The following is a 10,825-nucleotide window of genomic DNA, read 5'->3' on the forward strand; positions in this document are numbered from 1 at the left end:
TCTACTGACAAAGTGCTGCAGAGTCCACCCTCGGCGCCGTCGCCGCGTTCCTCGGACTCGCCCGCTCCGGGGGCGAGCGAAGTCTTCCAGCTGCTGCGCGACGGCCGCCCGAGGACGCGGGCGGAGCTCGCCCAGCTGACCGGGCTGGCCCGCTCCACCGTGGCGTCCCGCGTGGACACCCTCATGGCACTGGGCCTCGTCGCCCCCTACGGCGGGGCCGCCTCCACCGGAGGGCGCCCGCCCTCGCTCTTCGCCCTGCACCCCGGTGCCCGGGTGGTGGTCGGCGCGGACATCGGGGCGACGCACGCCCGGGCGGTCCTGGCGGACCTCTCCGGCCGGGAGCTCGCCGAGGAGCGCGAGGCGCTCGCGATCGGCGAGGGGCCCGAGGCGGTCCTGGGCTGGCTCGTGCGCACGGTCGCCACGCTGCTCGAGCGCGGGAACCGCCCGGCCGCGGAACTGGCCGCCATCGGCATCGGGCTGCCCGGCCCGGTGGAGCACGAGACGGGCCGGCCGATCAACCCGCCCATCATGCCGGGGTGGGACCGCGTGGACGTCCCCGCCCTCGTGCAGGCCCGCTACGACGTGCCCGTGCTGGTGGACAACGACGTGAACATCATGGCCCTCGGCGAGCGCAGCTTCTTCTGGCCCGAGACCACCGAGCTGATCTTCGTCAAGGTGGCCACCGGCATCGGCGCCGGGATCATCTCCGGCGGCGCCCTCCAGCGCGGAGCCCAGGGCACCGCCGGGGACCTCGGCCACGTCCGGGTGCCGCGCGGCGACGAGCTCCTCTGCCGCTGCGGCAACACCGGATGCCTCGAGGCGCTGGCCGGCGCCCCGGCGCTCGTGCGGACCCTCAACGAGCAGGCGCCCGGCACGCTCGCCACCAGCCAGGACGTGATCGACCTCGTCCGCTCCGGCGACCCCCGCGCCGTGCAGGTGATCCGCCAGGCGGGCCGGGACATCGGGGACGTTCTGGCCACCTGCGTGAACCTCATCAACCCGTCCGTGATCGTGATCGGCGGCAGCCTCGCCCAGGCCGGGGAGCACCTGCTGGCGGGCATCCGCGAGGTCGTCTACCGGCGGTCCCTGCCACTGGCCACGGAGCACCTGCGGGTGGCCCCCTCGGTCGCCGGGGAGCGGGCCGGCGTCATGGGGGCGGCGGTGCTGGCCATCGACCACGTCCTGTCCCCGGAGTCCATCGAAGCCGCCTGCGCCGCCCTGAGCACGGGCTGAGCGCGCCCGCCCGCACACCCGGCTGCCCCCGGGCCGCGTGGGCTCCGGTCGCTCACCCTCGGAACCGGGCGTTGAGGCGTGCGGCCTGCCGCGTGAGGTGGTCGCGCTCCGGAAGGCTGGGCGCCGACCGGGCGGCCTCGGCGTAGAGCCGTGCGGCGGTCACGGGGTCGCCGTCGCGCTCGTGGAGATATGCCGTGGCGGCGGTGTACCGGGGCAGGGAGGGGTCGAGCCCCGCCAGGGCGGCCAGACCGGCCCGCGGGCCCTCGGCCTCGCCGAGCGCGACGGCGCGGTTGAGGCGGGCCACAGGACTGCCGGTGAGCCGCACGAGCTCGTCGTACCACTCGACGATCTGCGCCCAGTCGGTCTCCTCGGCCGTGCGGGCGTCGGCGTGGAGCGCGGCGACGGCCGCCTGGGCCTGGTACTCGCCCAGGCGGTCGCGGGAGAGCGCCGCCTGCAGCAGGTCGACGCCCTCGGTGATCAGGCAGACGTCCCACAGGCCTCGGTCCTGCTCGGCGAGGGGCACGAGGCTGCCGTCGGGCCGCGTCCGGGCCGGGCGCCGGGCGTGGTGGAGCAGCATGAGCGCGAGCAGCCCCGCCACCTCCTCGTGCTCCATCCCGGCCGCCAGCCGGCGGGTGAGCCGGATCGCCTCGGCGGCGAGGTCGACGTCGCCCGAGTAGCCCTCGTTGAAGACGAGGTAGAGCACGCGCAGGACCGTGGCCACGTCACCCGGCCGGTCGAACCGCACGCCCGCGACGGTGCGCTTGGCCCGGCTGATCCGCTGGGCCATGGTCGCCTCCGGCACGAGGTAGGCCCGCGCGATCTGGCGCGTGCTGAGACCGCCCACCGCGCGCAGCGTGAGCGCGACCGCCGAGGCCGGTGTCAGGGACGGGTGCGCGCACAGGAAGTACAGCTGAAGGGTGTCGTCCGCGGACGCCGCCGGGCCGGGCGGGGGCTCGTCCTCGAGCCGGAGCTCGCGCCGCCGGCGGGAGGTGTCGGCGCGGGCGGCGTCGAGGAACTTGCGCCAGGCCACGGCGACCAACCAGGCCTTCGGGTCCCGCGGCGGGTTCTCCGGCCACACGCGCACCGCTTCGACCAGGGCGTCCTGCACGGCGTCCTCGGCCGCCGCGAAGCCCGCTCCGCGGCGGCCGAGAATCCCGATCACGGTGGGGGTGAGGGTCCGCAGCAGGGTCTCGTCCACCGCGCGTCACTCCGTGATGGTCGGCGGCGCGGTCAGGAACGGGCGGATCTCGAGCCACTCGTGGATCGGCTTCCCACCCGCCCCCGGGGCCGCGGACAGCTCACCGGCCAGTTCGAGCGCCCGGTCGTAGGACTCGACGTCGATCACCATCCAGCCGGCGATCAGGTCCTTGGTCTCGGCGAACGGGCCGTCGGTGACCGGCGGCTTCCCCTCGCCCTCGTAGCGGACGAACGTGCCCTCCGGGGACAGCGCCTGCGCGTCGACGAACTCGCCGGTGCCCTCGAGCCGGGCGGCGAAGTCCGACATGTACTGCAGGTGCGCCGACACCTCCGCCGGGGTCCACCGGTCCATCGGCACGTCGTTGACCGGCGCCGGAGCACCCCGGTAGTGCTTGAGCAGCAGATACTTGGCCATCATGTTCTCCTTGCTGAGGTACGGCCCATTGTGGCCGTGCTCACCCCGGAGACGGAGCTGTCGGCGGGATCTCGACATCCCACGGCGACATCTTTCGGCGATCTTGCCCGAGAATCGTGGAACGTCCCTCGCGCCCCTGTGTCCGGCATCGGGTGCACCGAGCTCCGGGCAGCGCTGCTTCGGCTGCCTGCGGCACGGCGTGCACAGACCGGCGCTCTGACCACGGGACGGGTCAGGGCGCCGGTTCAGGGAGCTCTCGGTGACACAGCGGACACCGACAGCCGGGCGGTCGTCGCTCGGGCCGGCAGTCCGTGCCGGATCGGCGTGTCGACGTCAAGCGGTGGGCGCTTTCACGGACCGGTCCAGCTGGGCATCTCGACCGCCTCGGTGCGGGTGGTGTGCAGGTCGACGATCTGGCCCGGGGTCCTGTCCTTGGTCTCCTGGGCCGTCAGGGCGGCGAGCACGGCGATCAGGCAGGCACCGGTGACGAACCCGGCCACACCCAGCCAGTTGTCCCTCTCGGCCCCGGCCAGGGAGCTGGCCGGGGCCGGGGCGAAGCCCCCGGAGACGGCGCAGAGCCAGAACGGCCGGTCCCAGGTCCACCACGGGGGTCGGTGCGGCTATGGCAGGTCCCGCACCGATCGTCCCATGCGGGTCACCGCCTCGGTGAGGATCTCCTGCGAGGTGGCGAAGTTCAACCGCACGTGTCCGGCTCCACCGGTGCCGAAGACGTGCCCGGAGCTCAGGGCGACCCGGGAGCGGTCCAGGAACATCCGGGCGGTTGCGGCCATGTCCGAGACGACGGCGAGCCCCTCGGGGCCTGCGTCGGACTCCAGGCCCAGCGCGCGGCAGTCCAGCCACGCCAGATACGTGCCTTGCGGCGGGGTGTACCGCACACCCGGCAGGTGCTGTGCCAGCAGGCGAGCGAGCAGTGCCCGGTTGGCGTCCAGACCCTCGAGGAGCGCGTCCAGCCACGTCTCCCCTGCGGCGAAGGCGGCGGTGTGGGCGATGATCCCGACGTGGCTGGGCCCGTGACCGACCTCCTCGGGCATGCGCTGCAGGTCCGCAGCGGCCTCCGGTCCGGCGAGGGCCAGGGCGGCCTTGAGCCCGGCTAGATTCCACCCCTTGGAGGCCGACATCAGCGCGAACGCGTCTTCGGCACCGGGCACGCTCAGATACGGGGTGAACCGGGCCCCGGGCAGCACCAGGGGCGCGTGGATCTCGTCGGCGACCACCCGCACCCCGTGCCGGCGGGCCAGCTCGGCCACCGCGGCCAGTTCCCGAGCGGTGTGGACGGTCCCGGTGGGATTGTGCGGGTTGCTCAGCAGGTAGGCGACCCTGCCCCCGCGCGCCCGCGCACCCCGGAACGTTGCCTCCAGGACGTCCAGATCGAGCCGCGAATCCTCGCCCAGCGGTGCTTCCACCACCCGGCGGGCGTCGTGGGAGACGAAGGCGTAGAAGGGGGCGTAGACCGGGGAGTTCACCACGACCGCGTCCCCCCGATCGGTCAGCAGGCGCAGCACCTCGATCACCCCCAGCATGACGTCCGGGACGAGCGCGGTGCGCTCCACCGCGATCCCGTCCCACTGCCATCGCCGCGCTGCGAAGACGCTCAGCGCCTCGGCGTAGGCGGTGCCGGCCGGGTATCCGGTGTCGCCGAGGTCGATGGCCTCGTGCACGGCCCGGGCCACCGCCGGAGCCAGAGAGACGTCCATCTCCGCCACCCACAGGGGCAGCACGTCCTCGGGGTGGGCCCGCCACTTGCTGCTGGTGCGCCGGCGCAGCTGGTCCAGCGTCAGTGTCTCCAGGGGGTTCGTCATTTTTTCCATCATCACGGAACCTTTCTGGCCATCGGATCGACCATCAGCGGCCGGCGACCTCCGGGTCACCACTCCAGCGCTGAGCGCCTACGATGCCACAGCCCGCCGTGCGTGCCGGCCCCCGCGACCGGTGCTCGTCCAGCGACACCGGGCAGGCAGCAGTGACCACCATGACGGGTGTCGCCGACGCCATCACCGGGAGCTGTCCACCCCCCGCTTCTCACGGTGAAAAAATGACCTCAGCTGCTGCCGCATCCACAGCGGCAGTTGCCGGCGTGGCCGCGCCGCCACCGAGGGCGGGCTGCGACGCCGATGGGGCAGAGGTCATTTGATCGCGGGGAGCCTTCTCCCGATCGATGACCCCCAGTCACTCGCACCAGGACACCACAGCTCCCGCGGGAATCTCTTGTGCAACGCAGTTCACCTCGTTCGAGGTCGATCCAGCTCCAGAACCGGAACCATCTCGATGACCTTGCGAGGAGTTCTACCGCTGACCGGCCATATGTCAAACAGAAGGGGTGAGCCGCTCGGCTCCCTGCCCTCAGCGCGGCCGGCAACCGTTCGCTCTGCAGTGATCCCCGTCAGGTGGACGCTCTCGTCTGTTCCTCACCCCGTGGATGGGTCCATTCCAGCCGAGCCAGTCTGCGGCCTTGAGTGCGATGTCCAGGGGAATGGTGTGGCCGCCATCGAATTCGAGGTAGGTGACGTCGTAGCCGGTGCGCTCCAGGGCCGGCACGATGCGTCTGCTGGTGCGGTCGATGGGCAGCACCGGGTCTGTCACCCCGTGGGAGACCACGATGCGGGGGTTTCCCCACCGGGCAGCGGGGGGTATGAAGCCCGGGGAGAAAGCGAGGATGTGGCCGAACAGGTCACCATTGGCCAACCCCAGGCCCAGGGCGTAGGAAGCGCCGTCGGAGAATCCGGCGATACCGATCCGCCCGGGATCCACTGCCACGGTGTTGAACGCGCGATCCAGTGAACGATTGATGACATCGACGTCGGGACCGTAGTCGTTGCGGATGCCGTCCCAGGTCGAACTCCGCGAGACCGGGACGAGAACGGCGGCCCCGTACTGATCGGCGACCTTCTGCAGGACGGCCAGGCTGCCTTCGGGGAGGCCACCGGCTCCGTGCAGAGCCACCAGCAGAGGGACCGACCGCCCTGTCGCGGGCCGGGACGGCACACACAGCACGGAATCCCCTTGAGCCTCCACTGCGAGGTGATGCGTCCCGGGTGCAGCCGGGACAGCTACCCGCACACCGTCGGGGTGTGCCGACAGCGCAGCACGGTGTCGACGATGCTCCATTCCTTTCCTCCACATCTGCGGAACAGGACACGAGTTCTGCCCGTCCCGCCCCCGGTGCGGGCCAGGAGCCGACCACGGGGCCGCGATGCCCACGACTGTAGCGGCCTCACCGAGAGCTGCGTAAGGCACTGGGCCCGGCGCTCGATCCCTGGGTCTGGGCGACCGGTGAGGCATTCGTGGTCGAGTTCACGGCAGATCCAGATGTCCGGAACTGTCCGCCAAACCGGGAACTGTCGACGACGGGCGAACACTGAGCAGATGCGACGTTGACACGAACCGGACAGTCGCCATCGCTGCGGGTACCCCATGGATTGCTTCAACCTGTCGGTGCCCGTCCTCGGCACGGCGCCCCAGTCACCCATAAGGTGGGCTCAGACAACCGAGGGCATGCCCGCCGCAGGCCGAGGAGGACCGATGAGCCGTGATCTGCCGTCCGCTGTTGATGCCCTGGTCGTCGGTGGTGGTGTCGCCGGATTGTCTGCGGCAACCTGGCTGGGCCGGTACCAGCGCTCCACCCTGGTGATCGACGCCGGGCAGCACCGCAGCCGGTTCACCGACCACACCCACGGCCTGCTGGGCCGGGACCCCATCAGCCCGCACACGCTGCTGGCCCAGGCCCGCGCAGGACTGGACCAGTACCCCCACGTGATGCTCCACGACGGGACGGTGGTAGCCCTGGAGCGCACCGAGGACGGCCGGTTCCTGGCCACCGTCGACAGCAAGGAGATCACTGCCCAGCGGATCGTGCTGGCCACCGGGGTGCGGGATCAGTTCCCGCAGATCGCCGGCTTCGAGGACCACTACGGCACGGATGTCTATCACTGCCCGTCCTGCGATGGATTCGAGGTCCGGGGTCAGGCGGTGATCGTGCTGGGCACCGGAAGTCACCTGCCCGCCTATGCCTCGGAGATGCTGGACTGGGCCGACACCGTGCGGGTCGTCACCGACACCACCGATCGGGCCTTCGCCGAGGATCAGCGCGCGACTCTGCACGAGCACGGGATCGAGGTCGTGGACGGCGTGGCCGAAGCTCTGCTCGGGGCTCCAGGGGCGTTGGAGGGCCTCCGGCTGGCCGACGGGAGCCTGGTGGAGGGCACCACGGTGTTCTTCTCCTACGCCCACCACCCCACCAACAGCCTTGCCGCCCATCTGGGGTGCGAGCTCGACGACGAGGGGCACGTCGTCGTCAACGTGTGCCAGCTCAGCAGTGTTGAAGGGGTTTATGCGGCCGGGGACATCGCCCCGGGCCTGCAACTTGTGCCCATCGCCATGGCCCAGGGCGTAGCCGCCGGAGTCGCCTGTGCCACCTCCCTGCATGGTCACGGCACCACCGGCCAGGCGCCCGATCCGGCCCCGGACACCCACCGGTTCACCACCGAATGATCACCGGCATTCACCGGTGAAGCGACCCACAGCGCTGAGGCCGGCCGGGGTCGAGTCCGAGGCAAGGAGTCCGAGACGATGGGGGTCACTTCACTGCCTCGATTCCGACTTGTCGTGTCCGGGTGGCTGCAGCAACCGGGCCAGCACCGGCAACCAGATCAGCGCTGCGGCCACGGTCAGTCCGATCGACCCGAGAACGTCCCCGGGGTGATGCACGCCCAGGTACACCCGGCTCCAGCCTGCCGTCACGGCGAAGCCCAGGCCCAGAAGAATTCCTGCCCCCCGTGCCACCGTCCCTCGGGGCCAGCAGAACACCAGGACCACAGCGCACGCGATCCCGGCACCGATCGCCGCGTGGGCACTGGGTAAGCTGTGCGGACCGACCTCCTGCAACTGCCCGCACAAGGCAACGCCCCGGGGGCGGGGCCGTCCCACCACCACCTTCACCCCAGCGGTGACCGCTCAACCCGGTACCGCCAGGGACACGAAGGCCACGGCACGCCGCGGGGTCCGGTCACGAACCCACAACACGGTCCCGGCCAAGACCAACCACCCGATGGCCACCGGCACCGACGATCCGTAGCGCAGCACCAGAGCCAACACGTCCAGGGCCGGAGAACGCGCCTGCTGCACGGGATCCACCAGGCCCCGGTCCGGGCTGCCGGGCCCCAGGTCCTTCAGCCACAGACCCGCGACGACCACCACCACCCCGAGGACGACACCGGCCGCCACCGCGCCCCACGGCAACCTCGGCAAGCCCCTTCCGTGCCTACCGGGAGAACGGGCCCGACCATGGGCAACGGACATCATGGCGATCAGTGTTCCTCCGCAACCCCCACAGCAGAACTGGACCAACTGGCCCCACCGCACCAGGGACGATTCAATGCCCGCACAGACACCTCACCGACAAAACCGCTCGCCCCTAGCCGGCCCTACGTGAAGCAGTGTGCTTTCTTCATGGCGGGCCGCACCCATGAGGGGCTGCCAGCACAGCTGCGAGACTCTGCCTCCGCCCGTGCCGCCCAGGACGCGGCCCAGATGCCGCACCGCCACCTGGACTCGAGCCTCGCTCAGATCCTCCCCGATCTGATACGGGGCTGGCGGGCCGGGGAGCCATTCCGTGCCCAGGACCGGTTCGGGGTGCGCTGAGCGTTCACGGTGACAGGCACGGCACCGGTTACCCCCGGTGGACCCTTGATGTTCACTCGTGCGCCCTTCCTGACCCGGCATGTACTTACTACCGTGGAAGGCAGACGACCGATGGAGCCCGTCACGCACCGGGAGGTCCCTTCCGGGAAGTCCACGTTCCAGGAGGTCCGAACTCATGAGCACTTTGAGCACTTTCACCCAGACCAGCCCTGGTCCGCTGGCCGGATCGTGCATCGACGAGACCCCGGCTCGGCTGCGCCGCTACCGGATGCTCGTGAACCGGCCCGGACTGAAACTGACTGCCGGTGAGCTGGTGCTGTGCACCGACTACGAGTACGCCCCGCATCAGGCGGTCGTGCCGGTGCGCTGCGAGGCCGACGGCTACGCACCCGGGGCGTTACTGGCGCGCACGGAGGTGGAGTTCGTCGAGCAAACCGAGGAGATGCTCGGCCCGATGTCCTGGGGCAGACCCGGAACACGGCCCTGAGGACGGCCCCCTCGACACGGCGCTGCACGTGAGCTGCCGCGCACAGACAAGAACACGAGCTCCCCCGCTCCGACTCCCGACCCCCGCACCCCAGGAACTCAGGGTGTGCGGGGACCGGTGAGCACCAGTCGGCGGCCGAGGCCGGCGCCACGGGCCACGACGCGTTCGAGAAGTCCTTGCCCGAGGGCGCGGTGCCAGGCCGTGGCGAAGACCGCGGCCACGACCATCTGGATGAAGAACCACAGGTAGGGCTGGTCGTAGTGGACCTCGGTCGACAGGGCCAGCAGGTGAGCCGAGTACAAGGTCAGAGTCATAGTGCCCATCGCGCTCAGCGGCAACAACCAGCTGCCCAGGCGGCGAGCCAGCAGAAGGAATCCCCCCAGTGCTGCCGCCGCGGACCCCAGGCCCACTGCCAGGGCCAGGGGGGTGTTGGTGTGCGGGCCGGCGATCGCCAACCACCACCAGGTGGTGGTGGGCAGGACCTGGTCCGGTCCAAAGGTGATGATGTCGTCGATCAGGTCCTCGCTCAGCGCCGGGGTGTGGGACATGAGCTGGTCGTAGCCACCGGCCTGGAGGATCAGCACCCAGTAGGCCGACCACGCCACCACGGCCACCCCGATACCCACCAGCAGCAGATAGATTTGGACGTGGATACTGGCGAGGTTCAGCCGCCCGATCGCCAAACCGGCCAGCAGATAGGCCAGATACGGCAAAGTCGGATAGGTGCCGGTCAGCAACAACTGGGCGAGAGTCGCCCCGGGGGCGGCGGCCAGGTCCGCGAAACCCGGATTGAGATCCTTCGCCACCGGCAGCATCTCCAGCAGCAGGTGCATCAGGACGGGGCCGGCCATGGCGAAGACCGCCGCCCAGGCGAAGAGGGTCTTGGCGGACAGGCGCAGGAACGGGATCGTCAGCACGAAGAACGCCCCGTAGTAGATCAGGATGTTGACCGCCGGGATCTCCTCGACGGTGGTGCCGGGAATCAGGGGATTGATGGCCAGGCCCAGCCCGGTAATGAGCAGAGCTCTCACCAGGATGCCGGCCCGGGTGGCCGTCATCGCCCGGCCGGTGTGCGGGGTGCGGCCCCCGGAGGTGAAGGCCAGGCTCACCCCGGCCAGCAGCGCGAACAGCGCCGCCGAACGCCCGGCGAAAAGGGTCCACTGCGCGGTAGGTTCGAAGGTCTCTGGGTCCCAGGCGGGCAAGACGTGGATGGAGGCCATCCCGATCAGGGCCAGGCCGCGGGCCGCATCGATCCCCACCAGCCGCCGCTTGACGGGAGTAGCGGGCCCGGTGCCGGCCCCGTCGCCAGGGGCCCCTGCAGGAATCTTCCGCCACGGTGCGGCATCCGAGATGGGCGCCCGGCTTGCGGGAGTCGGACGGCGGTCGGAGACAGTCATAACAGGTGCGGGCTCCCCCAGATGATGTGCCGGCAAGGCCCCTGCCCACCGATCCAGGCCGACGGGCCCAGGACACTCACCACTGGACCAGGTACCGATGTGGCCCGAATATCAGCAACCTGTGACAGAGCTGTGAATGGGGCTTGACTAGTACGAATCCTCTCGAGGAGTCGTCACTCACTCCGATCCGCTGGAGCCCATGAACTCACTGGCTCTTCCTCTGCCTGCACGTCCAGGAACAGATCTTCGATCATGACGGCGCCCAGGTAGCCAACCACACCACACATCATCAGCAGTCTTCCCATTTCCTCCTCGACTCACTACCGCGGTAGTTATCACACCGGTCGTGGCCGGGGCCGGAGTTCGGCCGGTGGACTCGATGGGCAACCCCTGGTCGGGGTCCTACGTGACCGCCTCCGGGAACCTGCTGGCAGACAT

At 70.5% G+C, this 10,825-nt stretch carries 12 protein-coding genes and 1 pseudogene; 4 read left to right on the top strand and 9 right to left on the bottom strand.

What is annotated here, in order from left to right; all coding sequences use genetic code 11:
• Nucleotides 1-12: 12 nt before the first annotated feature.
• The gene (locus ACFYE3_RS05925; protein ID WP_387606959.1) at nucleotides 13-1,233 is read left to right on the top strand and encodes an ROK family transcriptional regulator; all 1,221 of its coding nucleotides are present in this window, start codon (nucleotides 13-15) and stop codon (nucleotides 1,231-1,233) included.
• Nucleotides 1,234-1,285: 52 nt separating this feature from the next.
• Here ACFYE3_RS05925 and ACFYE3_RS05930 read toward each other — a convergent pair whose 3' ends face one another.
• The 5 genes from ACFYE3_RS05930 to ACFYE3_RS05950 all read right to left on the bottom strand — a co-directional run bounded on the left by ACFYE3_RS05930 (nucleotide 1,286) and on the right by ACFYE3_RS05950 (nucleotide 5,806).
• Nucleotides 1,286-2,431, bottom strand: a complete 1,146-nt coding sequence (locus ACFYE3_RS05930) for an RNA polymerase sigma factor (protein WP_387606961.1) — start codon at nucleotides 2,429-2,431, stop codon at nucleotides 1,286-1,288.
• 6 nt (nucleotides 2,432-2,437) lie between these two features.
• A complete protein-coding gene (locus tag ACFYE3_RS05935; protein WP_387607006.1) occupies nucleotides 2,438-2,845 on the bottom strand; it encodes a YciI family protein in 408 nt (135 codons plus the stop codon).
• Between the two features lie 350 nt (nucleotides 2,846-3,195).
• Nucleotides 3,196-3,345: a hypothetical protein gene (locus ACFYE3_RS05940; protein WP_387606963.1), complete on the bottom strand. Its 150-nt coding sequence runs from the start codon at nucleotides 3,343-3,345 to the stop codon at nucleotides 3,196-3,198.
• 120 nt (nucleotides 3,346-3,465) lie between these two features.
• Nucleotides 3,466-4,665, bottom strand: a complete 1,200-nt coding sequence (locus ACFYE3_RS05945) for a MalY/PatB family protein (protein ID WP_387606965.1) — start codon at nucleotides 4,663-4,665, stop codon at nucleotides 3,466-3,468.
• A gap of 541 nt (nucleotides 4,666-5,206) precedes the next feature.
• On the bottom strand, nucleotides 5,207-5,806 hold the full coding sequence (locus ACFYE3_RS05950; protein ID WP_387606966.1) for an alpha/beta hydrolase: 600 nt from the start codon (nucleotides 5,804-5,806) through the stop codon (nucleotides 5,207-5,209).
• Between the two features lie 579 nt (nucleotides 5,807-6,385).
• Here ACFYE3_RS05950 and ACFYE3_RS05955 point away from each other — a divergent pair.
• The gene (locus ACFYE3_RS05955) at nucleotides 6,386-7,354 is read left to right on the top strand and encodes an NAD(P)/FAD-dependent oxidoreductase (RefSeq protein ID WP_387606968.1); all 969 of its coding nucleotides are present in this window, start codon (nucleotides 6,386-6,388) and stop codon (nucleotides 7,352-7,354) included.
• Between the two features lie 90 nt (nucleotides 7,355-7,444).
• Here the strand turns inward: ACFYE3_RS05955 and ACFYE3_RS05960 are convergent, their stop codons facing one another.
• Both ACFYE3_RS05960 and ACFYE3_RS05965 read right to left on the bottom strand, forming a co-directional pair.
• A complete protein-coding gene (locus tag ACFYE3_RS05960; protein WP_387606970.1) occupies nucleotides 7,445-7,801 on the bottom strand; it encodes a phosphatase PAP2 family protein in 357 nt (118 codons plus the stop codon).
• A 15-nt stretch (nucleotides 7,802-7,816) separates the two neighbouring features.
• Nucleotides 7,817-8,110, bottom strand: coding sequence for a hypothetical protein (locus tag ACFYE3_RS05965; RefSeq protein WP_387606971.1), 294 nt, complete (start codon nucleotides 8,108-8,110; stop codon nucleotides 7,817-7,819).
• Between the two features lie 568 nt (nucleotides 8,111-8,678).
• Here ACFYE3_RS05965 and ACFYE3_RS05970 point away from each other — a divergent pair.
• Complete coding sequence (locus ACFYE3_RS05970; protein WP_387606973.1) at nucleotides 8,679-8,990, top strand: hypothetical protein; 312 nt, start codon at nucleotides 8,679-8,681, stop codon at nucleotides 8,988-8,990.
• Between the two features lie 98 nt (nucleotides 8,991-9,088).
• On the opposite strand, the gene ACFYE3_RS05975 is transcribed toward ACFYE3_RS05970, so the two are convergent.
• Nucleotides 9,089-10,249, bottom strand: a complete 1,161-nt coding sequence (locus ACFYE3_RS05975; RefSeq protein WP_387606975.1) for a heparan-alpha-glucosaminide N-acetyltransferase domain-containing protein — start codon at nucleotides 10,247-10,249, stop codon at nucleotides 9,089-9,091.
• 311 nt (nucleotides 10,250-10,560) lie between these two features.
• A complete protein-coding gene (locus tag ACFYE3_RS05980) occupies nucleotides 10,561-10,692 on the bottom strand; it encodes a hypothetical protein (RefSeq protein ID WP_387606977.1) in 132 nt (43 codons plus the stop codon).
• A gap of 38 nt (nucleotides 10,693-10,730) precedes the next feature.
• Between ACFYE3_RS05980 and ACFYE3_RS05985 the strand changes: the two are divergent.
• Nucleotides 10,731-10,825 (top strand): annotated as a pseudogene (locus tag ACFYE3_RS05985) (manganese catalase family protein); the annotation flags it as partial.

Origin of the sequence: Kocuria arenosa, assembly GCF_042879215.1 — a bacterium.
Taxonomy (GTDB): domain Bacteria; phylum Actinomycetota; class Actinomycetes; order Actinomycetales; family Micrococcaceae; genus Kocuria; species Kocuria arenosa.